This is a genomic window from Acinetobacter sp. 24-47-67 (assembly GCF_056779735.1).
This window is the reverse complement of sequence record NZ_JBWYIK010000005.1, coordinates 116,509-140,803: the sequence shown is the minus strand read 5'-3', so window position 1 is coordinate 140,803 and position 24,295 is coordinate 116,509. Positions and strand designations below refer to the sequence as shown.

The 24,295-nt window shown below is 38.8% G+C and carries 26 protein-coding genes; 13 read left to right on the top strand and 13 right to left on the bottom strand.

All coding sequences use genetic code 11. The features are described 5' to 3' along the window. Positions 1-15: 15 nt before the first annotated feature. The 7 genes from era to AC1M9K_RS08500 all read right to left on the bottom strand — a co-directional run bounded on the left by era (position 16) and on the right by AC1M9K_RS08500 (position 6,925). Positions 16-1,044 carry a GTPase Era gene (era, locus tag AC1M9K_RS08530; protein ID WP_035267178.1) on the bottom strand — a complete coding sequence of 343 codons (1,029 nt, stop codon included), beginning with the start codon at positions 1,042-1,044 and terminating at the stop codon, positions 16-18. After that, positions 1,041-1,742 carry a ribonuclease III gene (gene rnc, locus AC1M9K_RS08525; RefSeq protein WP_035267179.1) on the bottom strand — a complete coding sequence of 234 codons (702 nt, stop codon included), beginning with the start codon at positions 1,740-1,742 and terminating at the stop codon, positions 1,041-1,043. The genes era and rnc overlap by 4 nt, the downstream gene beginning before the upstream one ends. After that, positions 1,714-2,088, bottom strand: a complete 375-nt coding sequence (locus tag AC1M9K_RS08520; RefSeq protein ID WP_035267180.1) for a DUF4845 domain-containing protein — start codon at positions 2,086-2,088, stop codon at positions 1,714-1,716. Before AC1M9K_RS08520 ends, rnc begins: the two co-directional genes overlap by 29 nt. Before the next feature lie 25 nt (positions 2,089-2,113). Beyond that, a complete protein-coding gene (lepB, locus tag AC1M9K_RS08515; RefSeq protein ID WP_481587791.1) occupies positions 2,114-2,968 on the bottom strand; it encodes a signal peptidase I in 855 nt (284 codons plus the stop codon). Positions 2,969-2,984: 16 nt separating this feature from the next. After that, on the bottom strand, positions 2,985-4,802 hold the full coding sequence (lepA, locus tag AC1M9K_RS08510) for a translation elongation factor 4 (protein WP_180028436.1): 1,818 nt from the start codon (positions 4,800-4,802) through the stop codon (positions 2,985-2,987). A gap of 163 nt (positions 4,803-4,965) precedes the next feature. Then, entirely contained in the window at positions 4,966-5,427 is a 462-nt protein-coding gene (locus AC1M9K_RS08505) for an acyl-CoA thioesterase (RefSeq protein WP_180028437.1), read from the bottom strand. Positions 5,428-5,539: 112 nt separating this feature from the next. Beyond that, positions 5,540-6,925, bottom strand: a complete 1,386-nt coding sequence (locus AC1M9K_RS08500; protein WP_481589030.1) for a Do family serine endopeptidase — start codon at positions 6,923-6,925, stop codon at positions 5,540-5,542. Between the two features lie 233 nt (positions 6,926-7,158). Here AC1M9K_RS08500 and nadB point away from each other — a divergent pair, with 233 nt between their 5' ends. After that, positions 7,159-8,790: an L-aspartate oxidase gene (gene nadB, locus AC1M9K_RS08495; protein ID WP_416224321.1), complete on the top strand. Its 1,632-nt coding sequence runs from the start codon at positions 7,159-7,161 to the stop codon at positions 8,788-8,790. Positions 8,791-8,826: 36 nt separating this feature from the next. On the opposite strand, the gene AC1M9K_RS08490 is transcribed toward nadB, so the two are convergent. The 4 genes from AC1M9K_RS08490 to pabC all read right to left on the bottom strand — a co-directional run bounded on the left by AC1M9K_RS08490 (position 8,827) and on the right by pabC (position 11,811). Further along, a complete protein-coding gene (locus AC1M9K_RS08490) occupies positions 8,827-9,246 on the bottom strand; it encodes a PaaI family thioesterase (protein WP_481587789.1) in 420 nt (139 codons plus the stop codon). A gap of 62 nt (positions 9,247-9,308) precedes the next feature. Continuing rightward, positions 9,309-9,932 (bottom strand): dTMP kinase, encoded by a 624-nt coding sequence (tmk, locus tag AC1M9K_RS08485; RefSeq protein ID WP_481587788.1) that lies wholly within the window; start codon positions 9,930-9,932, stop codon positions 9,309-9,311. Positions 9,933-9,946: 14 nt separating this feature from the next. Next, positions 9,947-10,996 carry an endolytic transglycosylase MltG gene (gene mltG / locus AC1M9K_RS08480; protein ID WP_481587787.1) on the bottom strand — a complete coding sequence of 350 codons (1,050 nt, stop codon included), beginning with the start codon at positions 10,994-10,996 and terminating at the stop codon, positions 9,947-9,949. A gap of 5 nt (positions 10,997-11,001) precedes the next feature. Further along, positions 11,002-11,811, bottom strand: coding sequence for an aminodeoxychorismate lyase (gene pabC / locus AC1M9K_RS08475; protein ID WP_481587823.1), 810 nt, complete (start codon positions 11,809-11,811; stop codon positions 11,002-11,004). A gap of 152 nt (positions 11,812-11,963) precedes the next feature. Here pabC and AC1M9K_RS08470 point away from each other — a divergent pair, with 152 nt between their 5' ends. From AC1M9K_RS08470 to AC1M9K_RS08440, 7 genes are all read left to right on the top strand, one after another. Beyond that, positions 11,964-12,971, top strand: coding sequence for a sulfate ABC transporter substrate-binding protein (locus AC1M9K_RS08470; protein WP_481589029.1), 1,008 nt, complete (start codon positions 11,964-11,966; stop codon positions 12,969-12,971). 175 nt (positions 12,972-13,146) lie between these two features. Continuing rightward, positions 13,147-14,163 (top strand): sulfate ABC transporter substrate-binding protein, encoded by a 1,017-nt coding sequence (locus AC1M9K_RS08465; RefSeq protein WP_481589028.1) that lies wholly within the window; start codon positions 13,147-13,149, stop codon positions 14,161-14,163. Positions 14,164-14,178: 15 nt separating this feature from the next. Further along, entirely contained in the window at positions 14,179-14,784 is a 606-nt protein-coding gene (locus AC1M9K_RS08460; RefSeq protein ID WP_092767068.1) for an alpha/beta hydrolase, read from the top strand. Between the two features lie 84 nt (positions 14,785-14,868). Further along, positions 14,869-15,702, top strand: coding sequence for a sulfate ABC transporter permease subunit CysT (cysT, locus tag AC1M9K_RS08455; protein WP_035267202.1), 834 nt, complete (start codon positions 14,869-14,871; stop codon positions 15,700-15,702). After that, on the top strand, positions 15,699-16,589 hold the full coding sequence (cysW, locus tag AC1M9K_RS08450) for a sulfate ABC transporter permease subunit CysW (protein WP_481589027.1): 891 nt from the start codon (positions 15,699-15,701) through the stop codon (positions 16,587-16,589). The genes cysT and cysW overlap by 4 nt, the downstream gene beginning before the upstream one ends. Before the next feature lie 12 nt (positions 16,590-16,601). After that, positions 16,602-17,663, top strand: coding sequence for a sulfate/molybdate ABC transporter ATP-binding protein (locus AC1M9K_RS08445; RefSeq protein ID WP_035267206.1), 1,062 nt, complete (start codon positions 16,602-16,604; stop codon positions 17,661-17,663). 55 nt (positions 17,664-17,718) lie between these two features. Beyond that, the gene (locus tag AC1M9K_RS08440; RefSeq protein WP_092767071.1) at positions 17,719-18,648 is read left to right on the top strand and encodes a CysB family HTH-type transcriptional regulator; all 930 of its coding nucleotides are present in this window, start codon (positions 17,719-17,721) and stop codon (positions 18,646-18,648) included. A gap of 96 nt (positions 18,649-18,744) precedes the next feature. Here the strand turns inward: AC1M9K_RS08440 and carO are convergent, their stop codons facing one another. Continuing rightward, entirely contained in the window at positions 18,745-19,482 is a 738-nt protein-coding gene (gene carO, locus AC1M9K_RS08435; RefSeq protein WP_481589026.1) for an ornithine uptake porin CarO, read from the bottom strand. A 298-nt stretch (positions 19,483-19,780) separates the two neighbouring features. Here carO and dapD point away from each other — a divergent pair, with 298 nt between their 5' ends. Next, the gene (dapD, locus tag AC1M9K_RS08430) at positions 19,781-20,602 is read left to right on the top strand and encodes a 2,3,4,5-tetrahydropyridine-2,6-dicarboxylate N-succinyltransferase (RefSeq protein WP_179997889.1); all 822 of its coding nucleotides are present in this window, start codon (positions 19,781-19,783) and stop codon (positions 20,600-20,602) included. Between the two features lie 110 nt (positions 20,603-20,712). After that, positions 20,713-21,423 carry a 7-carboxy-7-deazaguanine synthase QueE gene (queE, locus tag AC1M9K_RS08425; protein WP_481589025.1) on the top strand — a complete coding sequence of 237 codons (711 nt, stop codon included), beginning with the start codon at positions 20,713-20,715 and terminating at the stop codon, positions 21,421-21,423. 72 nt (positions 21,424-21,495) lie between these two features. Here queE and filA read toward each other — a convergent pair whose 3' ends face one another. Further along, entirely contained in the window at positions 21,496-22,371 is an 876-nt protein-coding gene (gene filA, locus AC1M9K_RS08420) for a putative pilus system protein FilA (protein ID WP_481589024.1), read from the bottom strand. A 276-nt stretch (positions 22,372-22,647) separates the two neighbouring features. On the opposite strand from filA, the gene queC reads away from it, so the two are divergent. The 3 genes from queC (at position 22,648) to AC1M9K_RS08405 (ending at position 24,295) form a co-directional block, all read left to right on the top strand. Beyond that, complete coding sequence (gene queC, locus AC1M9K_RS08415; RefSeq protein WP_180028449.1) at positions 22,648-23,316, top strand: 7-cyano-7-deazaguanine synthase QueC; 669 nt, start codon at positions 22,648-22,650, stop codon at positions 23,314-23,316. A gap of 16 nt (positions 23,317-23,332) precedes the next feature. After that, complete coding sequence (locus AC1M9K_RS08410; protein WP_035267219.1) at positions 23,333-23,746, top strand: hypothetical protein; 414 nt, start codon at positions 23,333-23,335, stop codon at positions 23,744-23,746. Between the two features lie 87 nt (positions 23,747-23,833). Then, positions 23,834-24,295, top strand: a complete 462-nt coding sequence (locus AC1M9K_RS08405) for a peroxiredoxin (RefSeq protein ID WP_481589023.1) — start codon at positions 23,834-23,836, stop codon at positions 24,293-24,295.

The following is a 24,295-nucleotide window of genomic DNA, read 5'->3' as shown; positions in this document are numbered from 1 at the left end:
ATAACCGTTTAATCCTTAGATATCACTATATCCTAGGCTTTTTAATGCACGCTCATCATCAGACCAACCGCCTTTGACTTTAACCCAAAGGGTGAGCATGATCTTTTCTTCGAACATTTTTTCCATATCAGCACGTGCATCCATACCAATTTTTTTCAACTTTGATCCTTTTTCACCGATGACAATGGCTTTTTGCCCAGGGCGATCAACAAAAATCGTAGCATCAATATAGGTACAAGCAGGCTTCATACGACCAGTTTTCTCATTTAAAGTCGCTTCTTCTGTTTTAAACGATTCAATTTGAACCGTTAAATCATATGGAAGCTCTTCACCCAGTTGACGCATGATTTTTTCACGAATAATTTCAGAAGCTAAGAAGCGCTCAGAACGATCTGTGAGTTGATCTAGTGCATACAATGGTGGTTGAAACGGTAAGTATTTTTCGATCGTATCACGAAGATGATCAAGGTTAGCGCCACGCAATGCCGATACTGGAACGATCTCAGCAAAATTCATTAATTTAGTACGCTCTTGAATTAATGGTAATGCCTGATTTTTATTCTCAAATGTATCCAATTTATTAATGACCAAGATGACAGGCATTTCGGCATTTTTGAGCTTCTCAAGGACTAATTCATCATTTTGAGTCCATTTGTCAGCGTCTACAACAAACAGTACAAGATTTACATCACGCAAGGCTGAATGAGCTGCACGATTCATCATTTTATTGATAGCACGGACTTCTTTCTTATGCATTCCAGGGGTGTCAACAAATACTGCCTGAGATTTCTCACGCGTATCAATGCCCACAATCTTGTGTCGAGTTGTTTGAGGCTTACGAGACGTAATCGAAAGCTTCTGACCCAAAATATGGTTCATTAATGTAGATTTACCTACATTCGGACGACCTACAATTGCTACAAAGCCACTTTTGTAGTCTGAGGGAATTGTAGTACCTTGAGAACTAAAAAATTGATTGATTAAATCATTGCCGCTGTCTTGCGACTCGTGATCAGCATCGATGTGATCGGAATGAGTAGTCATGAAGACTTTTGCTCCAAAAATTTTAAAATTTCCGCCGCAACTGCTTGCTCAGCAAAACGACGACTTGAACCCTCACCCATACATTTTGGCAAGCCTTCAACCATACATTCCACTTTAAAATGTTGGTTTGGTGCATCACCCTGAATATCAACAACCTCATACACTGGGAGAGGTTTTTTACGAGCTTGAAGATACTCTTGTAAACGGGACTTAGGATCTTTCAATTGATCTGTTGGTTCAATATGATCTAAATAAGGTTCATACCATTTCAACACAATTGATTCTAACAACTTTAAATCTTGGCTATCAGTATAGATTGCACCAATAATCGCTTCGACTGTGTCAGCGAGTATCGACTCTCTATGATGACCACCAGATTTTAATTCACCAGTACTGAGTATTAAACTCTGACTAAGTTTCAAATCTGTTGCAATTTTGCCTAACGCTTCTTGTCGAACCAAAGTAGCTCGCATACGCGTCAGACGACCTTCGTTTTCATGTGGATAAGCATGATAAAGGTAATTGGCAATAATCATACCTAACAATGAATCGCCTAGAAACTCTAGGCGTTCATAGTTATGTTTATGGCTAACCGATCGGTGTGTCAATGCAAGTTGAAGTAATTCAATTTTCTTAAACTGATAACCGATGCGACTCAGTAAGCGAGAATCACTTACTTTGAACTGACCTTTGATCAAAACTTTTCTCGAATGTGAGGACTAAATCAATATTAAATAAGAATGGCTTTCTTACTTCATATTTCTTTGTCACTTGTAAACCTTGTTTAGATTTGACAGTCGCAATATCTTTGAACTCAATGTCACGGATATTGTTCATGCTAAATTTCTGCCCCATTGTTGAAGCAAACTGTTGTGGTGTTGTCGCCTTTGAGCTGATTGCAACTTGTTCTTCAATCAATTGATTGATTAGTCGGTCATCCCAATAAGGCTGCCACAATGCTACGAGCACTTTAAGTCCAAATGCCGCAACAATTACCCCTAATAAAATCGCTGTATACGATGCACCGCGTTGAGTGTTACGCATTTTTTATTATCCATATATTTGAAGATTACTGAATTTGACCATTACGACTGAATGATGGCAATTTCAAACCAGCTTCTTTATGCATCCATACATAAATTGCTTGTCCTGTTAAATTTGCCTCAGGTACGAATCCCCAGATTCGACTATCAGCACTCTGATCACGGTTGTCACCCATGGCAAAATAATATCCTTTCGGAACAGTTACTTCCCAGCTTTGACCATTTGTTCTCACAAAGCGATCATTCGCAGTGGCAACATAAGGAAGATCTTGTTTGGTTTGTGCATAATTGAAATGCGCAATAATCGGGTTTTGACCTTCCAAATTACGAACCAAATACTTATGATCACCTAAAGTTTCATAATGATAAATTGAATTTGGCGTGTCTGAAACATCTTTTACACGATTAAATTCAGCCGATTCCGTTACAACTTTTTCACCATTGATGGTTAATTGATTATTCTCAAAAACGATATGATCACCAGGTAAACCAATAATACGCTTAATATAGCTAATTGATGGGTTTGGTGGATATCTAAATACCGCCACATCACCACGTTCAGGCTCATTGACATTCAAGACTTTGGTGTTGCTAATCGGTAAACGAACACCATATTGATATTTGTTCACCAAGATATAATCACCCGTTTCCAATGCCGGAACCATGGATTCAGAAGGAATATTATAAGGTTCAAAGAAGAATGAACGCAGCACTAACACAACTGCAAGTACAGGCCAAAAATCATATGCCCATGTAATAATGAAATTTTCATTCCCTTTTCCTTTGGTTGCTCTTTGTTTGAGCACCAATTTATCCAGCAACCATAATCCAAAAAAGATTAGGGTTGCAGGTACGAGAATGAGGTTAAAATCAAAATCCATGGGATATTCCTTGTTGTTATCGCTCTACTTTTAACACAGCTAAGAAAGCTTCTTGTGGGATTTCTACACTACCCACCTGCTTCATACGTTTCTTACCTTCTTTCTGTTTAGCGAGAAGTTTCTTCTTACGTGAAACGTCACCACCATAACATTTTGCCAATACGTTCTTACGCATTGCTTTTACTGTTGAACGAGCGATAATTTGAGCACCAATCGCAGCTTGAATCGCCACATCAAACATTTGACGAGGAATCAAATCTTTCATTTTTTCTACAAGTGCAATACCACGATGACGCGCATCTTGACGGTGACAAATCATTGCCAATGCATCAACTTTTTCACCGTTGATCAAGACATCTACTTTTACAAGAGAAGAAGACTCAAAACGGACGAAGTTGTAATCTAATGATGCAAAACCACGTGAACATGATTTCAATTTATCGAAGAAATCCATCACGACTTCAGCCATTGGTATCTCAAATGTAATGGCTACTTGATTTGCCATAAATTTCATGTCTTTTTGAACACCGCGTCGTTCAACGCACAACGTCATTACATTACCAAGATATTCTTGTGGCACAAGGATATTACATTCTGCGATCGGCTCACGAAGGTCTTCTACAGTAGATCCATCTGGCATTTTTGATGGACTGTCGATATAAACTGTCTCACCACTCTTCATAACAGCTTCGTAAATTACAGTCGGTGCCGATGAAATCAGGTCTAGATCATATTCACGCTCTAAACGCTCTTGAACAATCTCCATGTGCAGCATACCCAAGAAACCGCAACGGAAACCAAATCCTAATGCATCTGAACTTTCAGGTTCAAAGAATAATGCTGAATCGTTAATTTGCAGTTTTTGTAATGCTTCACGGAAAGGTTCAAATTCACTCGAATCAATTGGAAATAAACCAGCGTATACCTGTGGTTTAACTTTTTTGAATCCAGGTAAAGTTTCTACTTCTGGCGTTGTAGCAAGTGTAATCGTATCTCCAACTGGCGCACCAAAAATATCCTTGATACCAGCAATCACAAAGCCAACTTCACCTGCTTCTAAAATATCAGTTTCTGTATGTTTAGGATTGAAAATACCGACAGAGGTAATGATGTGCGTTTGACCTGTTGATTTCATCAACATTTTATCGCCTTTACGCACCCGACCTTGCTTAATACGAACTAAGGATACAACACCTAAATAGTTGTCAAACCATGAGTCAATAATTAAAGCTTGAAGCGGCGCTTCACGGTCACCCGTCGGAGCAGGAATGGTATTCACAAGTGTTTCTAAAACACCTTCGATTCCTAATCCAGTTTTAGCTGAACACGTAGGTGCTTCAGTTGCTTCAATTCCGATAATGTCTTCAATTTCTTGAATAACACGCTCTGGTTCAGCTTGAGGTAAATCAATTTTATTAAGTACTGGAAGAACCTCAAGACCTTGCTCAATAGCTGTATAACAGTTTGCAACTGACTGAGCTTCAACACCCTGAGCTGCGTCAACAACTAAAAGTGCACCTTCACAAGCAGCAAGCGAGCGCGAAACTTCATATGAGAAGTCAACGTGCCCAGGTGTATCAATAAAGTTCAGTTGATATTCTTCGCCATTTGGGTGTGTATAATAAAGCGTCACAGATGCAGCTTTAATGGTAATCCCGCGCTCACGCTCAAGCTCCATTGAGTCTAGAACTTGCGCTTGCATTTCGCGATCTTGCAAACCACCACAGGTCTGAATAAAACGGTCAGCTAAAGTTGACTTCCCGTGATCAATGTGAGCAATGATCGAAAAGTTACGTATATTTTTGATATTTACGGATTTTTTAGCTTGCGCCATGGGTTACCTTGAACAATAAATTGCGCTATGCATGAAATAAAAACTACATAGCAAAAGCTGTTTAACAAATTGCGGACGATTATAGCAGATGGATTTTTCAAAGTATTCATAATAATGAACACCATGTGGTGAAATATTTAATTCGTTCGACTCAAGCAATTCTTTAGTTAGCGGGTAAAGAATAATCTTGAGTGAAATCCAAAGGATTTACTACCTCAGAAATAGGCTGATAAGCTTGAGTAAATGTTGGCGATAATCGTTTAGGTCTGCCTGTCGCAATCTCTACACAGGCCCATTTGGTATTTCCCACAAATAATAATGATTGGTCTGAAGGTCTAAAAAAAGCGTACTGACGGAATGAATACATCGCATTCAAATCATTAAGCCAAGTTCTTAAAATAATTTCATCATTTTCAAAACACGCCTTTCTGTAATTCATGTGATGCTCAACTGCAACCATGGCATGTTTGAGTTCTAGATATTGCTCAACCCCTAAACCCAGTTGTTCAATATGTGCTGTTGCAACATCTTGCATCCATTTTACATACACCACATTATTCACATGACCTAAAATATCAATGTCTTGTGCTGTTGCTTTTATTTTAAGGTCAAAGATTGTACTCACTGTATTCCCTTGTATTGCGTATTCATCATCAACATTCGAAAAGAGTTTAATATAATTTTAGGGTTAAATAAAAAAGACCTTGCTGTCGCAAGGCCTTTTATTCAATTTATGTTTATTTGATTCTTAATCCGATCATGGCATTTCGCCCTTCACGGATGATACCCACTCGTGCAACTGTATTCGTTTTAAGATTAGCCACCGCTTCCACAAAATCTTGTGTTGTACTTACATTCTTACCATTAATCGAGGTGATCACATCACCAGCCATAATACGAGATTGTGCCGCCAAACCTCCGCGTACAACCTCTTGAATGTAGACACCACCTTTAACACCAAGGCGTGTTTTTTCAACAGGTGCAAGTTCGCGTATCGCAACACCTAATGTAGGTCCGCGTTTTTTAGCTTCACTTACATTTTGCGCTTGTGCAGGTGTTTCATCTGGTGCTGATGCAAGTGTTGCTGAAATCGTACGTACACGTTCATCGCGCAAGATTTCTAGCTGAATTTTTTGATTTGGCTGTGTTCTATTTAAGTAATTTAATAGCTCACTCGTTCTTGAAATTGCAGTTCCGTTGTACTTCAAAATAATATCATTTTGCTTTAAGCCAGCGCGCTCTGCTGGGGAATTTGGCGCAATTTCTGTGATTAAAGCACCTTCAGGTTTTGGTAGTTTATAAGCTTCTGCGAGGTTACGATCAATCTCTTGTAAATGAATACCAAGATATGAGCGAGTAACTTTACCATTTTTCTTTAATTGATCCGCCACATCCATGGCTACATCGATTGGAATGGAGAACGACAATCCCATATATCCGCCAGTACCACTGAAAATACGAGAATTCACACCAATCACTTGACCTTGTTGATTAAACAATGGTCCCCCAGAGTTACCAGGGTTTAATGCGACATCAGTTTGAATAAACGGAACTGATGTTTCACCCAACATATTTCTTGATTTGGCACTGACAATCCCCGCAGATGCCGAGTACTCAAAACCAAACGGTGAGCCAATGGCAAGAACAGGTTCTCCAACTCTTAATTGGTCAATATTCCCAGTCGAAAGTGCTGGGTAGTTCGTACCTTCAACTTTCAGTAATGCCACATCAGTACGTTCATCACTACCAATAACTTTGGCATCAATCTCGCGACGATCATTTAACATGATGGTGATTTGTGAAGCATTTTCTACAACATGATGGTTGGTAATCAGGTAACCATCACGGCTAATAAAAAATGCACTCCCAAAACCCGTTTTCTCTTGAGGAGCTTGGCGCTGCGGAATAATAATTTGATTGCCGAAGAATCGTTTCAGTAGTTCAGGTACTTGTTGTTGAAGAATTTCTTCTTGTGTCATTTTCTTAACAACATTCACGCTGACGACACCCGGACTTACTCGCTCTACAAGATTTGAAAAGTCAACAGTAGCCGCCGCTTGAGTTTGCACTGCCGCAGTAAAGACTGCAGCAAAAAGTCCTGATGCTATAACGCCATTTTTCATGTTAAGTGAACTCTCATTTATGATTCTTGGATAAAATAATTTTTAGCACAATCAAAATTCTCTGTGCGTAAATAAATGTTTCTATATTAATAGAAAACAATACTTTACTTAAAATATGATTAAAAACTAATAGTTCAAGTGCATAAAAAAAAATTTGATCAATCAAACTCTTGAATTTTGCTTTGAAAAAGAGCCATATTAACGCACTTTTAAAATTCAGTTTGCGAATGGAAATGCCGAAAAATACAAGTGCGCATCAATTTGATGTGATTATTGTGGGCAGTGGCGGTGCGGGTTTAAGTCTAGCACTCTCATTACCTGATCATTTTAATATCGCAGTGTTAGCAAAATCTCATTTGAAAGATGCCAGCACGTATTATGCACAAGGCGGCGTTGCAGCTGTTCTTGATGAGGCTGATTCTATTCAACAGCATATTGATGACACGCTTATTGCAGGTGCCTATCTCTGTGAAAAACAAGCTGTTCAACACACGGTTGAAGGGGGAAAACCCTCTGTTGATTTTTTACTGAAACAAGGTGTTAAATTCACACTAGATGATGAAGATAACTTACATCTCACACGTGAAGGTGGGCATTCTCAGCGCCGCATTATTCATTCTGCCGATGCAACAGGGAAAGCTATTTCAACCACTTTAGTTGAACGGGCACAAGAAAAAAACAATATTCACATCTTTGAAAATTACATTGCGATTGACCTCATTACAGCGCATAAGCTGGGGCATTTGAATCAGGAAAATCGTGCTTTAGGCTTATATGCTTTAGATGAGCAAACCGAGCAAGTGCATACTTTCTTAGCACCATTTACTGCACTGGCATGTGGCGGTGCCATGAAAGCATATTTATATACCTCTAACCCTGATATCGCTACAGGCGATGGTATTGCAATGGCATATCGTGCTGGATGCCGCGTCGCCAATATGGAATTTAATCAATTCCACCCAACCTGTTTATATCACCCTCAAGCACGTTCCTTCTTAATTACTGAAGCAATGCGTGGTGAAGGCGCTTATCTTCGTTTACCTGACGGCGAACGCTTCATGCTTCGTTTCGATGAACGTGCAGAGTTAGCACCACGTGATATTGTAGCTCGAGCTATCGACTACGAAATTAAACGATTGGGTATACGACATGTATGGCTAGATATTACCCACAAAACCCCTGAGTTCATTAAAGAGCACTTCCCTACGTTGTATGCTCGCCTACTCGAGCTGGGTATTGATATTACCAAAGATATGATCCCAGTTGTGCCAGCAGCGCACTACACCTGTGGTGGTGTCGTAGTCGATGAACATAGTCAAACGGACATTCAAGGTCTATATGCGATTGGTGAGACGTCTTATACAGGTTTACACGGCGCTAACCGTATGGCAAGTAACTCACTTTTAGAATGTTTTGTATATGGCATGAGTGCAGCAAAGCATATTCAAGATCAACATCAAAATATTATAGATCACTATGAAGTCCCTGAATGGGATGCTTCTCAAGTCATGAATCCTGATGAAGACGTTGTCATTTTACAAAACTGGGATGAGTTACGTCAGACCATGTGGAACTATGTAGGTATTGTACGAACGACCAAACGTTTAGAACGTGCATTACACCGCGTTGAAATGCTGAAACATGAAATCACCGAATATTATCAAGATTATCATGTCAGTAAAAATCTAATTGAGCTTCGTAACCTTGTGCTCGTTTCTGAAATGATTATTCGTTGTGCGATGCAAAGAAAAGAATCACGCGGATTACATTACACTTTGGACTATCCTGAGCCTTCGCAAGAATTACGAAAAACCGTACTCACCCCACCAAATTTTGAAGTGGAAACACCTTTAGTTGAGGTTTAAGTTCAAATTAAAAAAAGCGAGTTCATACTCGCTTTTTTATGCCCTTTTGGGAGGAATTGAGTAAGTTCCAGTAACGTGAGCTATCGGCTCATCATTCCCAACAGAGTACAAGTAAACCTCTCCGACAACTAGAGTTTTGCCAACTTTCATTAATTTACAAACACCCTTGATGTCACAACCACCTTTCGGTTTTTTAAGAAAGTTTATATTCATATTGGTCGTCACTGTAAGACCTACAATACCAATTTCTCCGAGTATTGCGATATACAATCCATAATCGGCTGCTGTCATCATAGTCGGACCTGAAACTGTCCCTCCAGGTCTTAAATCATTTTCATCAACATGATAAATGACTGTAGCACCACGTGGCTCTACTGACATTATTTCACATTTTTGGAGACTTTGTGGAAATTCGGTTTGTAGGAATTTGAGTATTTCTTCTTTATTACTGATCATATTGAGTCTAATCGTTCTTCCATAAACAATGACTCAATATAAATCATATTTGCATCTTTTAATTAGCATTTATGCTCAGCTTTCCATGAACTAATTCGTTCAATTGCATCATTAAATACTTGCTCAGGACTTTGTGTTGCATCAATACGCTTAACACGATTCGGCTCTAACTGCTGCAATTCAGCAAATCCTGCACGTACTTTTTCAAAAAAAGCTGCTTTTTCTTGTTCAAACCGATCCAATGCTCCACGCGCTCGTGCTCGTTGCATCCCGAGTTCTGTCGGTGCATCCAACCAAAATGTCAGGTCTGGCATTTTTAGGACAAAGTTTTGGTTTAAAAGTGCTAATTTTTCACGACTTAACCCACGACCTGCACACTGATACGCGAAACTGCTGTCACAAAAACGGTCGCATAACACAATCGAACCATTTTCAAGTGCAGGTATTATGACTTGTTGCAAATGTTGCGCTCGAGCTGCGTACATCAATAATAGTTCAGTATCATTACTCATTCTTTCTTCATGATTCACCGTCAGAAGTACGGAACGAATTTGCTCAGCGAGCGGAGTACCACCTGGTTCACGAGTTAGAACAACTTGCTTTGATTGCTCAAGGAAGTAGTCACGAATTTTATGGATCAATGTCGTTTTACCAACACCTTCTGTGCCTTCAAAGCTAATAAACACGTCTATTTTACCCCTTATTTTTTAGATCGAATCACAGCAAGATATTCTTGAACAGCGCGATTATGGTCATCTAGATTGGTACTGAATTTGTGACCTCCATTTCCAGTCGCCACAAAATAAATATAGTCAGAATGATCTGGATGCATTGCCGCTTCGATCGCTTTATCACTTGGTAATGCGATCGGTGTTGGTGGCAATCCGTAAATCGTATATGTGTTATATGGTGTCGGCGTTCTTAAATCTTTACGGGTAATGTTGCCCGTATATTCATCACCCATACCATAAATTACGGTTGGATCAGTTTGTAAACGCATACCTATTTTTAATCGACGAACGAATACGCCCGAGACTTTATCTAACTCATGATCAACATTGGTTTCTTTCTCAATAATTGATGCCATGATGAGCGCTTCATATTTATTTTTATAAGGCAAATCAGAAGCTCGATTTTCCCAGGCTTTATCTAGTGCCTTCATCTGATGTTGATACAAATCAGTTAAAATTTTACGATCTGTTTCACCCTTCGCAAAAAAATAAGTATTAGGCGCAAATAAACCTTCTGGATGTGAAAATGGAATATTCAATTCCTTTAATATTTCTGCATCACTCAAATGAACCAGCTCTTTCGTCACCAATTCATCATTTTTGAGTGCATTTTTTAACTGCTTAAATGTTGTACCCTCAATGACCAAAATTCGATTCAGTTGTGCATTTTCAGAATTCGAAATCATGTCTAGAACTTGACGGACACTCATTCCCTCTTTAACTTCATAGACTCCAGCTTTCATGCTGTCATGAATCATGAATCGTTGATAAATCTTTAAAATAATGGGAAATGAAACTTGTTTATTTTGAGCTAAACGATCAATAAATTGTGAGTAAGTATCACCATGATTAATCGCGAGCATTTGCTTTTTACCTTCTACAGGATAATCCTTCCATAGACTTGCAGATAGAATCATGGTTGCAAGCAACATTAGGCCTGCAATAATGAATAAAAGCGCTTTAGGTTTAAAGGATGTCTTGCTGTTCTTTTTCTTTGTTGATTTCTGAGGAGAGGACATAAGCTTTAAATCTGATTAAGTTGAAGGTGGTGAAAAAGATCAATACACGCTTGTGTATCTAATCGACGATCATCAAGGCAAGAGGCGATTTTCATTGGGTGGAGCGCATTACAATAAAATACACTTTGAATGTGAAGAAGTTCATTCAAATCAATTACTCTTTTTTGGAACGTTATACAATAATGATTCATACGCTCCAAAATTTCAGCACGCATCACCCCATGAACGCCATTATAACGAAGTTCAGGGCAAATCCACGTATCATTCAATCGTATAAAGCAGTTGCTGCTGATTCCTTCAACAATATAGCCTTGCACATCTGTAACTAAGGCTTCTTGAAAACCCTTCTCATCGGCTTCCTGCTTTAGTAACACTTGTTCTAACCGATTCAGTGATTTAATTCCCACCAATTGTGGCATGGTTAAACCCATCGCTCGCTCAAGTAAACCACTCACAATGACTTCATAGTGATGATCAGTCACGTTTTGCGGATAATAATACAACCAAAGATCTGCTGAATGATGAGGTAAACTGTATCCTCGTTGCCCCTCACCTCGACTCAGTACAATTTTAATGGTCCCGTTTAATTGATCATACTTTTGCTGTAAATACTGGATAGACTCAGAAATATAGTCAAGATTAGCTTGAAGTGACAATCGCTCAATGGCGGTATTCAATCTTTTTAAATGACGTTCAAATAATTCAATTTTATTATTTCGAATTCTCGCCGTGGTAAAACAGCCATCTCCATAATGGAAGCCTCGATCAAAAATAGATATTGCATCCATTGGCTTGGCATTTTTTAAACAGATCATTTCAAGCAACCTCATTCCGTTCTCATAGTGTAAAAAGTCACTCACAAAATGAATAGCTGTTTTGATCATAACTTTTTCATTTCTTCTTATTTTTTTATTTTAAAAAATTTCCCTATGCTCAAATCATCAAAAAACGACAAACACATGGGATAATGATGCGTTCTTTTAAAATTGGGGTCATTGCGGCTTTACTTTCAGTCACTTCTGTTTCCACACTCGCAAAAGATTTTTTAAATGTTTCATATGATCCAACTCGCGAACTCTATGACAACTTTAATAAAGAGTTTGGAGCATATTGGAAAAAGCAGACTGGTCAAGATTTGAATTTTAAACAATCTCATGGTGGATCTGGTAAACAAGCGCGTGCTGTCATTGATGGCCTAGATGCAGACGTTGTGACTCTCGCACTCGCAGCAGATATTGATGCCATTGCTGAAAAAACCAATTTATTACCAAAAGACTGGCAGAAAAAATTCCCACAGAACTCTACACCCTATACCTCAACCATCGTGTTTTTAGTCAAAAAAGGCAATCCCAAAGGGATCAAAGACTGGGGAGACTTGATTAAAAATGATGTTGGAATTATTACGCCAAACCCTAAGACATCAGGTGGTGCACGTTGGAATTACTTAGCAGCATGGGCTTGGGCAAAACACCAACCCGGCGGTAACGATGCTAAAGCACAAGAATTTGTACGAAAAATTTATAAAAATACTAAAGTGCTAGACTCTGGTGCACGTGGTGCAACAACAACTTTTGCAGAGCGTGGCATTGGAGATGTACTCTTGGCTTGGGAGAATGAAGCACATTTAGCTCTTCGTGAACAACCTGGAAAATTTGAAATCATTACACCAACACTTTCCATTCTTGCTGAGCCCCCTGTAGCAATTGTTGAGAAAAATGCGCAAAAAGATGGCAACCTCAATGTAGCAAAAGCCTATTTGAATTATCTGTATTCTCCAGCTGGTCAAACCATTGCTGCCAAAAACTTTTATCGACCACGAAATGCAACGGTACTTTCAAAATATCAATCCGTGTTTAAACCTTTAAAATTAGTCACGATTGATAAAGAGTTTGGAGGTTGGACAAAAGTCCAAAAACAACATTTTGATAATGGCGGGATATTCGATCAAATTGTCAAAGCAAACAGTAATAAATAAATTAAGATTTAAGCATTAACTTATCGCTTGCCGATCATATTCATGATCGGCATTTTTTTAACAACACACATAAATCTTTTTTTTTCATATAAAGTTCATTTTTTATTATTTTTTATGCATAAAGATTAGATTTATTCTAGCGCCATGTAACAGAATATTTTCTTTTGAGGTTGCCATGCGCTTTTCAGCTAAATTAAAACTTGGGGTTCTCGCAGCTTTTGTTTCAGCTGCTTCGCTTAGCGCTTCCGCTAAAGATTTATTAAACGTCTCTTACGATCCTACTCGTGAATTCTACGTAGAAGTAAATAAAGAATTTGGTGCGTATTGGAAATCTCGGACTGGGCAAAACGTCAACTTTCGTCAGTCACATGGCGGTTCAGGTAAACAAGCGCGTGCAGTCATTGATGGTTTAAATGCAGATGTCGTGACTCTCGCACTGGCAGCTGACATTGATGCGATTGCTGAAAAAACCAATTTATTACCAAAAGACTGGCAGAAAAAATTCCCACAGAACTCTACACCCTATACCTCAACCATCGTGTTTTTAGTCAAAAAAGGCAATCCAAAAAATATTAAAGACTGGGGTGATTTAGTAAAACCGGGTGTGGACATTATTACACCAAACCCTAAGACGTCAGGTGGCGCACGTTGGAATTATTTAGCGGCTTGGGCATGGGCCAAACACCAACCAGGTGGAAATGACGCCAAAGCACAACAATTTGTTCAGCAAATTTATAAACAAACTAAGGTCTTAGATTCAGGTGCTCGTGGCTCAACTACAACTTTTGCTGAACGCGGTATTGGCGATGTTTTGCTTGCTTGGGAAAATGAAGCTCATTTAGCACTGCGTGAACAACCCGGTAAATTTGAAATCGTGACGCCATCACTTTCTATACTTGCTGAACCACCTGTAGCAATCGTTGAAAAAAATGCAGAAAAATCAGGCAATAAATATTTGGCGCAAGGTTATTTGAATTTCCTTTACTCGCCTAAAGGACAACATATTGCCGCAAAGAATTTCTATCGTCCGCGTAATCAAACTGTATTAAAACAATATTCATCAACATTTAAGCCACTGAAATTGGTCACAATTGATCAAGAGTTTGGTGGCTGGGCGAAAGTACAAAAAGCTCATTTTGAGAATAATGGTATTTTTGACCAAATTACCAAAGCAAATAACACAAAAAAATAACCAATGGAGCATGACATGATACATACACTCATTGTACCCGGCGTCGGCGGAAGTGATGAAAATCATTGGCAATCATGGTTGCAACGTCAAGTCATGCCATGCTCACGTGTTCAACAAGATGATTGGAACTTTCCTTTACTCTCAGATTGGATCCATCGTTTTGTAGAAAAAATTTCGCAGATAGATGCACCCGTACAGATTGTTGCACATAGTTTTGGCTGTTTAACGTCTGTCGCTGCTCTGCATCAGCACCCAGAAATAGCACAGAAAGTTAAACAACTGGTTTTAGTTGCACCAGCCAATCCAAGTCGTTTTGGTGAGAATGGTTTTGCTCGTTTGAGTTTGACTGATTATAGTTTTTACTTTCATCAAATTAAGATTAGCGTTCCCACAAAAATGCTCATCAGTGAAAATGATCCGTGGTTAGGTTTTGAGGATGCAAAAAAACTAGCAAAATCATGGGGTGTAAAACCGATTAACTTAGGTCAAGTTGGTCATATTAATGTTGATTCAGGATTTGGACCATTTCCAGAGATCTTCGATTTTTTGATTCATGATAAGCTGTCGAACTATATCAATAGTATTGATAATGGCAAGTTGTATTACAAATTTGCAATTTAAAGTTCGCCACTTATTCTTGATAAATTTTTCAATTCAATTGCTTATTGATTTCGGTAAGCTTTTTCTCTCATTTGAGGAGTAGTCATGTCGCAGCGATCCCGAGTGCTGCCAGGATTTGGTCTATCTCTAGGCTTTACCCTAGCGTATTTATCTTTAATTGTGCTCATACCCTTGTCGGCTGTTTTTATTAAGTCTTTAGGTATTGGCTGGGAAGGTTTATGGGAGATTTTAAGCTCTGAGCGTATCTTAAAATCATTACAACTAAGTTTCAGTGCTGCACTTATTGCTGCCTTCATTAATGTTGTATTTGGCTTATTACTCGCTTGGTGTCTCGTGCGCTATAGTTTCCCTGGTAAACGAATTGTTGATGCATTGGTTGATTTACCCTTTGCGTTACCAACAGCTGTTGCTGGGATTGCATTAACATCTTTATATGCTCCGACAGGCTGGATTGGTCAATATCTTGAACCCTTAGGAATTAAAGTCGCTTATAGTCCTATTGGGATTACATTAGCCCTGATATTTATTGGCTTACCTTTTGTGGTTCGTACAGTACAACCTGTACTGAGTGACTTAGAGACTGAACTTGAAGAAGCAGCGTCAGCATTGGGTGCGAATCGACTGCAAATTGTTACCAAAGTGATTTTACCAATTCTTTTCCCTGCTTTAATCACAGGATTTGCTCTCGCTTTTGCCCGTGGCGTGGGTGAATATGGTTCAGTTATCTTTATTGCAGGTAACCAACCCTTCGAAACTGAAATTGCGCCATTAATGATTATTTCTCGATTGGAAGAATATGACTATGCAGGTGCAACAACGATCGCCGTTGTCATGCTCCTTATTTCATTCGCTATCTTGTTCTTGATTAACTTGTTACAAGCATGGGCGAGTCGTCGTACAGGGAGAACTGCACAATGAGTTTGAATACAAATAGCAATGCTTTAGCGGAAAAATTGCAATCTCGTGATGCGACGCGTGAACCGACTTGGGTTCGTTATACACTCATTGTCATTGCCATGATTTTCTTCCTCAGTTGCTTAATCCTGCCTTTGATTTTAGTTTTTGTTGAAGCATTCAAACAGGGTATCGGCGTTTATGCGCAAGCTTTAGTTCATCCAGACACGTTGTCGGCTGTAAAGCTCACCTTACTGACAGCTGCAATTGCTGTACCGCTCAACGTAGTATTTGGTGTGGCGGCAGCTTGGTCTGTTGCGAAATTTAATTTCCGTGGTAAATCCATATTGACCACGATTATTGATATGCCTTTCTCAGTATCTCCCGTAATCGCAGGTCTGATGTTGGTATTGATGTTTGGTACGCAAGGTTGGTTCGGTGGATGGCTGATGGATAACGACATTAAGATTCTATATGCCGTTCCAGCAATTGTACTAGCAACCATCTTTATTACAGTTCCTTTTGTGGCGCGTGAGCTCATTCCACTGATGGAAGCTCAAGGTACAGAAGAAGAGGAAGCGGCAATCGTTTTAGGAGCTTCAGGCTGGCAAACTTTTTGGAAAATCACGATTCCAAATATTAAATGGGGCTTGATATACGGGGTTATTCTTTGTAACGCACGTGCAATGGGTGAATTCGGGGCAGTCTCTGTAGTATCGGGTCATATTCGTGGAGAGACCAATACATTGCCACTGCATGTAGAGATTCTCTACAACGAATATACCTTTAGTGCAGCATTTGCTGTTTCATCCCTCTTGGCTTTATTGGCGATTGTGACATTGATTCTTAAAACATGGGTCGAAATTCGCCAAGAGAAATTAAGCAAACGTAATGAAGATTCTACAGTTTAAAGGAAGTATCCGATGAGTATTCAAGTTAAAAATATTGAAAAACACTTTGGTGCTTTCCATGCACTAAACAATATCTCCCTAGATTTTCCTGATGGCCAACTCGTAGCATTATTAGGACCTTCAGGCTGCGGTAAAACAACTCTACTTCGCATTATTGCTGGTCTTGAATCTGCCGACAGCGGTCAAGTGATCCTCGAAGGTCAAGATTCAACGAATGTTCATGTCCGTGAACGTCAAGTTGGCTTCGTATTCCAACATTATGCTTTATTCCGTCATATGACAGTATTTGACAATATTGCTTTTGGTTTACGTGTTCGTCCACGATCTACACGCCCCTCAGAATCTGAAATCAAAAAACGGGTTACACGACTACTCGATTTAGTTCAATTAGGATTCTTAGCTGATCGTTATCCAGCACAATTGTCTGGTGGACAGCGTCAACGTATTGCACTTGCACGTGCGCTTGCAGTTGAACCTCGTGTACTACTTCTGGATGAGCCATTTGGCGCACTTGATGCAAAAGTTCGTAAAGAGTTACGTCGCTGGCTGAGAACTTTACACGATGAACTTCACATCACCTCGATTTTTGTAACTCACGATCAAGAAGAAGCGCTTGAAGTTGCAGATCAAATCATTGTAATGAATAAAGGTAATGTTGAACAAATTGGCTCACCTCGTGAAGTTTATGAAAAACCAGCAACGCCTTTTGTATTTGACTTCTTAGGTCAAGCCAATAAGTTCGAAGGTCATAATCAAGCGGGAATCGTACAGATCGGAAATGATCGCATTCAACTACCTTTAGCTAAAGATGCACCTGAAGGTAAAGTGATTGCCTTCATTCGACCAGATGAGTTCCAAATTCATGCTCAACCTACAGACAATGCAATTCAAGCAACGTTCTTACGTGAAGTTTGGATTGCAGGAAAAGTGGTTGCCGAACTTCAAGGTCAAGATGGCAATCTCATCGAAATTCTACTCACTCCAGATGAAGCTAAACTGCATCAATTCCGCCCAAATCAATCGGTTTGGTTAACGACTAATACATTGCACTTATTTGCACAAGAAAACGCATAAAAATGTGTAGATGGGGCTTTTATATAGCCCCATCATTTTAAAGGTAACAAAGACTATGAACTTTCAACAATTAAGAATTATTCGAGAAACCGTCAGACAAAATTTTAATTTAACGGAAGCTTCCGCTGCCCTTTACACGTCTCAATCAGGCGTAAGTAAACATATTAAAGATTTAGAAGATGAATTAGGCGTTCAACTATTTATCCGAAAAGGTAAACGCTTATTAGGGTTAACTGAACCTGGTCAAGCTTTGCTCGGTATCGTAGAGCGCATGCTGGTCGATGCAGACAATATTAAAAGATTAGCCGATGATTTTAATCGTGTAGATGAAGGTACATTAACCATCGCAACCACTCATACTCAAGCGCGATATGTATTACCACCTATCGTAAATTCATTCAAAAAATTATTTCCGAAAGTCCATTTGATTTTGCAACAAGCAAGTCCAACTGAAATCACTGAAATGTTACTTTTAGGCGATGCAGATATTGGTATTGCGACTGAGAATCTGACTACTGAAGAAAACTTAGCAAGTGTTCCTTTTTATAACTGGAAACACAGTATTATTACGCCTCAAGGTCATCCACTTACTCAAATAGCAGCGAGAGAGATTAGCTTAGAACATTTGGCAGAGTATCCGATTATTACCTATCACGGTGGTTTTACGGGACGTTCAAAGATTGATAAAGCCTTTGAAGACTCAGGACTTGATGTTGATTTAGTGATGTCTGCGCTTGATGCTGATGTAATCAAAACTTATGTGGAATTAGGTATGGGTGTCGGTATTGTCAACGATGTAGCCTACGATACAGAACGTGATCATCGCTTAAAACAAATTGATACTGATTTATTTGGGGTGAATACCACTTGGATTGCTGTACGTAAAGGTCATTTGTTACGTGGATACGGTTACGAGTTTATTTCGCTATGTGCACCTAGTGCTGATATTAAAGCGTTAAAACGTGTGGCTTATCCTGAAGATTAATAAGCTTCAAATAATAAAGGTGCAATAAGCGCCTTTATTATTTGCATTAATTTGCTTAAAAAAAACGAGCCGAAGCTCGTTTTTTTTAATTGGATCTTACCAGTGGAAGCTCACACCAACTTTACCAACTGGAAGCCATTCGTATTTGTCATCATTACGGATTTTATCTGCTTCGGCTGCAATAGATTGCTCAATTGTTGGGGCTCCAGCCGCACCAGTCAAATTACCATACGAGGTTAAGTTAACAGATGGATTACCAGTATAGAAGGCACCAACTTCACCAAACACACCGAAGTTTTTGTTGATTTTAGGAGCAAAACCAAAACCTACATATGGAGCAATTTCATTATCATAAGATAATTTACCATTCACACCACCGTTACCAACGTAAGCAACATTGTTAACCTCGATTGAGCCCTGTGCATTTTTATTACGTTTATCTAGATCATATTTTGTATCAACATAACCTACACCCGCTGCCATATATAAGCCTTGAGCCCATGGATTTTCGCTCGCACCCCAAGGACGAATTTCAGCGTTTAAATAAGCTACATTATTATCCATTTCAGCATCGTATTTAGTACCGTTGATTGATAAATCATCAGACCAAGAGATATCACCACCGTTGTAACCTAAAGCAAGACCAACGTATGGGTTAGCAGTCCAAAGTAATGCACCACCGTAACCAGTTGTACCAACTTCAGCACGAACACCAGTAGGGATTAATTGATTAGCTTCAAATACATTACCTGTACGTACAACTTGAGTGTCCGCCATAGCGAAACCTGAAACAGATAATGCTGTTGTAACAGCGAGTAATTTTAACACTTTCATTTTTTTCTCCTCAAAGAAATGAGTTGTTCTTTAATCATTAATGTGTTCGACTCGGAAGCATCTTAATGGAGATTTCAAAGCTGGTTAATATTCAAATTGATGCTTTTTTGTTATTTTTTGATACAATTTTGATTTAGTTGTTGTTTTATAAATAATTTGCACTTAAGTCTTTTATTAACTTTTATTAACATACTTATAAAGAATAGTCATTATTGTCGGACATTTTTTCAGGATTAATTGTAATTTTTATAATCAATTTAGTGTAAAATCTTTGAAATTTTTTTTGGAAGAGAAGATTATGTCTCAGCTTTCGTCAATCATCGAACAAGCGTTTGAAGATCGTGCAAACTTCACAGCTACAGATTGCCCTGCTGAAATTCGCCAAGCAGTCGAGGAAGCAATTGCTGGCTTAGATAATGGTTCATTACGTGTTGCTGAAAAGATTGATGGTGAATGGGTTGTTCATCAATGGTTAAAAAAAGCTGTTCTATTGTCATTCAAACTTAATGATAATAAACCAATCGAATCATGCGATCTCCAATTCTATGACAAAGTAGACACTAAATTTACAGGTTGGACTGAAGAGCAATTTAAAGCAGCTGGTGTACGTGTTGTACCGCCTGCAGTTGCACGCAAAGGTTCTTATCAAGCTAAGAATGTTGTACTTATGCCATCTTATGTCAACATTGGTGCTTATGTTGATGAAGGTACAATGGTTGATACATGGGCGACTGTAGGTTCATGTGCGCAAATTGGTAAAAATGTTCACCTTTCTGGTGGTGTTGGGATTGGCGGTGTACTTGAGCCTCTTCAAGCGAATCCTACGATCATTGAAGACAATTGTTTTATCGGTGCACGTTCTGAAATCGTTGAAGGTGTAATCGTTGAAGAAGGCTCAGTGATTTCAATGGGTGTTTACATTGGTCAATCAACTAAGATTTATGACCGTGAAACAGGTGAAATTCACTACGGTCGTGTTCCAGCAGGTTCAGTGGTAGTTTCTGGTAGCCTTCCTTCTAAATGCGGTAAATACAGCTTGTATGCTGCAATTATCGTGAAAAAAGTCGATGCTCAGACTCGTGCTAAAACAAGTTTGAACGACTTATTACGCGCTGACTAATTTTTTTATACTTTATAGTATTTGGAGTTACACTCCACATCTCTACGGTTAGTAATAATCGTAGAGATTTTTCTTTTATATAATCTCTATTTTAGTTTGGTTTTGTCGATATGAGTAATTTGCGATCTTCCGCTATTCCTGTTTCTGATCCGTCTGCGGGGTTACGTATTACGGAGATCTTCTATTCATTACAAGGTGAAGCCAACACTTCAGGCTTACCTACAGTGTTTATACGCTTAACAGGTTGTCCACTGCGTTGTACTTATTGTGATACCACCTATTCTTTTGAAGGCGGTGAACGACACTCTTTAGAGGATATTATCCAGACCACCCTTGATTTTAAGACACCTTATATTTGTGTTACTGGTGGTGAACCATTAGCCCAACCCAATGCGTTACCACTCATGGAGCGTCTAGCAGATTTAGGCTGTGAAGTTTCCCTTGAAACGAGTGGAGCACTAGATGTTTCAAAAGTGGATCGTAGAGTTTCCAAAGTCCTAGATTTAAAGACACCAACTTCAGGTGAAGACTCACGTAATTTAATGAGTAATTTAGACCATTTAACTCAACATGATCAGATTAAATTTGTCATATGCAATCGTGAAGATTATGAATGGTCTAAACAACAAGTGAATCAATATGAATTGCACAAGCGTGTAAGTACCGTTTGGTTCTCACCTGCGTTTGCTGTTGAAAAAGGTGCTGCAAAGTTACCGCAACTTGCGCGTGATTTAGCACAATGGATCTTAGAGGATCACTTACCAGTTCGTTTCCAGCTTCAATTACATAAGTTGCTCTGGAATGACGAAACAGGTCGTTAAAATGTAACAAATAGCTCAAATTAAAAACAGTACAGCACTTTTTGTGCTGTTTTTTAAAGAGAAAATGATCTTTTAGTGCGCTGACACTTTAATGGTCGTGCCATTTAAATTAATCCCTTTCATTGAAATATCCCCAATCTTATTATTTATTGTTGATGCATCTCCAACGCCTACTCCCCATAACATTGCATTAAAGCCATTCTGATCTCCAAGACGATTTATTTTGAGTTCCAGTCCATCTGTACGTATCGAACCTGCAACATCGAAATCAAGATTATTGATGCCGAAACGCCCTGGTTGAGTATTTTTTAAATTAATAAATTCTATTCCGAATGCGCCACCACCATCATGATCGTGGACTTTGAAGCCCTCTAAACGTAAGCCGTCTTTAAATATTCCATTCAGTTTTAAAAGACTGCCTTGAGGTGCTGAACCGAGCTGAATATTGGTAGAGAGATTGGATACATAAAATTTCATATTATCCATAATTTTAACGGGGTCACTATAGCCTCGTCCTGTTGGACTAACTTGACCCGATTTACCCACCCAAATATCACCGGTATTAATAATAATATCTTCAGGAACAAATACACCTAAATTCAGAAAAGGGCCTGAAGTACTACTCCCTCCTTGAGCATCGATTTTTAAGGTAATACTAATATCTGCCGAACCAGAAGAAAGTGATAATGGATTCTTACTACGTCCATTCGCTGTACCGAAAATTAAGGCACCTGCTTTTGTGTTTCCTTCGTTGTAATCTGGCCCGAATCCACTGTTATCGTGCCAAATCAAATCAGCTTGAATGGGTCCACCTGGTAAAAGGCTAATCGTAATACCATCTTGTGCTGCATATGTTGACAATTCTTGATCTGAAAGCTCCTCAAATGCAAAAGAATTTGTACTGATCAACGCAGCAGTGGTTAAAATTAAAGTATTAATTTGATTCATTTTCATTCCGTAAAAATTATTTTTGTAAGTTTTAATCAAGTGTTTGTTAAATTATATTTAATATTTAAACAAAAACAACAACTGTTTAAACTTTATTCGACTCAAAAGAGAGTTTTATCTCATCTTCTAAAACGAACATTTCACTTTCTTTATAATAATCTCATTTAGTCTTGTAACTTCTGCAGATCAATATATTCAAAAATTTATACCCCATTATTCTTTATATAATCAGTTATAATTCATTTTTTATTTGCTTTAATTTTTTGGAGTTCTCCTATGCGCCCTCGTGCCATTGTATTGTTATCAGGTGGTTTAGACTCAACGACTTGCTTGGCTTGGGCGCAAGCACGCTATGAATGTATCGCTTTAAGTTTTATGTATGGTCAACGCTCAACAACTGAATTGGATGCTGCACGTAAACTGACACAACAAGCAGGCGTTGAACATCGCGTGATTAATATAGATTTGGGTAATTTAGGTGGTTCTGCATTAACTGATCATTCCATTGATGTTCCTGATCAAGAACAAGAAGGAATCCCTGTCACTTATGTTCCAGCACGTAATACGATTTTCCTGTCTTATGCACTTGCAGCAGCAGAAGTGTTTGACGCAGAAGCCATCGTAATTGGAATTAATGCGGTAGATTATTCGGGTTATCCAGATTGTCGACCAGAATTTATTGAAGCATTTGCCAATATGGCAAGATTAGCGACAAAAGTAGGTGTGGAAGGAAAACCTCTTAAATTTGAAACACCTTTACTACAATTATCCAAAGCAAATATTATTCGCTTAGGCATCGAACATGGCGTAGACTACAGTCAAACGGTGTCATGCTATCAAGCAGATGACCAAGGACGAGCTTGTGGAAAATGCGACAGCTGTCGTTTGCGTAAACAAGGTTTTGCAGATGCAGGTGTTGAAGACCCAACTCGTTATATACCGTAATAACAGGGTGCCATATATGAAAAATTTAAAATCAAACATTATTCTTTCAGCCATTGTTTCTGCTGCAGCACTTTTCGGTTCTGCTGCTCAAGCAAATGAGCCGAATAATAAAATGCAGCAAGCCTACAAAAGTACTAACGTAAAATCTGCACTGATTAATGTTTGTAAGGAAGAAACTGCTAAAGGGAATAAGCTTTCTGCTGCTGAAGTCAGCAAATATTGTACTTGTGCAATTGAAGCAGACGGCAAGCTCACTAATGCTCAAAAATGGGAAATCCAAAGTGCGATTAACCAAAAGAAAAGCCCTTCTACCTTAGCTATCGTGAAGAAACAGAACGCTGATCTTCAAGCATGCTTCGGTCCACAGTTAACGTCTAAGCTACAGTCGTTAACAGAGGAAGCAATGAAAGCAGCACAAGCTAAAAAATAATCGCAGTTAACATAAGATAGCCACCTCGTGTGGCTATTTTTTTTGAATTCCCCTATAAATGTAGTGACAAATTTTGAGGAAAATATAATGTCTACGGAAACGATTAGTTTACCCAATCAAACATTCCCAACGACTACAGGTTCTGTGAATTTAACTGAGTTGAATGCAGATTGGCTCATCATTTATTTTTATCCAAAAGATTCAACGCCAGGGTGTACAACGCAAGCTGTTGGTTTTTCATGTTTGAAAGATCAGTTTGATGCGCTTCATACCACTATTTTCGGTGTTTCTAGGGACTCAGTGAAAGCCCATCAAAACTTCACCGAAAAGCAATCTTTAACAATTGATTTGATTAGCGATAAAGAAGAAGTGCTTTGCCAACACTTTGATGTGATTAAAGAGAAAAATATGTATGGAAAAAAAGTGATGGGGATTGAGCGCTCAACTTTTATTTTTCATCAAGGAAAACTCGTTAAAGAATATCGTAAAGTCAAAGCTGCAGGGCATGCTGAACAAGTGCTTGAAGATTTAAAAGCTTTGCAAAGCTAA

Bases quoted from the DNA above. Each gene is read 5' to 3' on its own strand.
- era (WP_035267178.1), bottom strand. From the start codon at position 1,044: ATGACTACTCATTCCGATCACATCGATGCTGATCACGAGTCGCAAGAC.
- AC1M9K_RS08520 (WP_035267180.1), bottom strand. From the start codon at position 2,088: ATGCGTAACACTCAACGCGGTGCATCGTATACAGCGATTTTATTAGGG.
- lepB (WP_481587791.1), bottom strand. From the start codon at position 2,968: ATGGATTTTGATTTTAACCTCATTCTCGTACCTGCAACCCTAATCTTT.
- lepA (WP_180028436.1), bottom strand. From the start codon at position 4,802: ATGGCGCAAGCTAAAAAATCCGTAAATATCAAAAATATACGTAACTTT.
- AC1M9K_RS08500 (WP_481589030.1), bottom strand. From the start codon at position 6,925: ATGAAAAATGGCGTTATAGCATCAGGACTTTTTGCTGCAGTCTTTACT.
- nadB (WP_416224321.1), top strand. From the start codon at position 7,159: ATGCCGAAAAATACAAGTGCGCATCAATTTGATGTGATTATTGTGGGC.
- AC1M9K_RS08490 (WP_481587789.1), bottom strand. From the start codon at position 9,246: ATGATCAGTAATAAAGAAGAAATACTCAAATTCCTACAAACCGAATTT.
- mltG (WP_481587787.1), bottom strand. From the start codon at position 10,996: ATGTCCTCTCCTCAGAAATCAACAAAGAAAAAGAACAGCAAGACATCC.
- pabC (WP_481587823.1), bottom strand. From the start codon at position 11,811: ATGATCTGTTTAAAAAATGCCAAGCCAATGGATGCAATATCTATTTTT.
- AC1M9K_RS08470 (WP_481589029.1), top strand. From the start codon at position 11,964: ATGATGCGTTCTTTTAAAATTGGGGTCATTGCGGCTTTACTTTCAGTC.
- AC1M9K_RS08465 (WP_481589028.1), top strand. From the start codon at position 13,147: ATGCGCTTTTCAGCTAAATTAAAACTTGGGGTTCTCGCAGCTTTTGTT.
- AC1M9K_RS08460 (WP_092767068.1), top strand. From the start codon at position 14,179: ATGATACATACACTCATTGTACCCGGCGTCGGCGGAAGTGATGAAAAT.
- cysT (WP_035267202.1), top strand. From the start codon at position 14,869: ATGTCGCAGCGATCCCGAGTGCTGCCAGGATTTGGTCTATCTCTAGGC.
- cysW (WP_481589027.1), top strand. From the start codon at position 15,699: ATGAGTTTGAATACAAATAGCAATGCTTTAGCGGAAAAATTGCAATCT.
- AC1M9K_RS08445 (WP_035267206.1), top strand. From the start codon at position 16,602: ATGAGTATTCAAGTTAAAAATATTGAAAAACACTTTGGTGCTTTCCAT.
- AC1M9K_RS08440 (WP_092767071.1), top strand. From the start codon at position 17,719: ATGAACTTTCAACAATTAAGAATTATTCGAGAAACCGTCAGACAAAAT.
- carO (WP_481589026.1), bottom strand. From the start codon at position 19,482: ATGAAAGTGTTAAAATTACTCGCTGTTACAACAGCATTATCTGTTTCA.
- dapD (WP_179997889.1), top strand. From the start codon at position 19,781: ATGTCTCAGCTTTCGTCAATCATCGAACAAGCGTTTGAAGATCGTGCA.
- queE (WP_481589025.1), top strand. From the start codon at position 20,713: ATGAGTAATTTGCGATCTTCCGCTATTCCTGTTTCTGATCCGTCTGCG.
- filA (WP_481589024.1), bottom strand. From the start codon at position 22,371: ATGAATCAAATTAATACTTTAATTTTAACCACTGCTGCGTTGATCAGT.
- queC (WP_180028449.1), top strand. From the start codon at position 22,648: ATGCGCCCTCGTGCCATTGTATTGTTATCAGGTGGTTTAGACTCAACG.
- AC1M9K_RS08410 (WP_035267219.1), top strand. From the start codon at position 23,333: ATGAAAAATTTAAAATCAAACATTATTCTTTCAGCCATTGTTTCTGCT.
- AC1M9K_RS08405 (WP_481589023.1), top strand. From the start codon at position 23,834: ATGTCTACGGAAACGATTAGTTTACCCAATCAAACATTCCCAACGACT.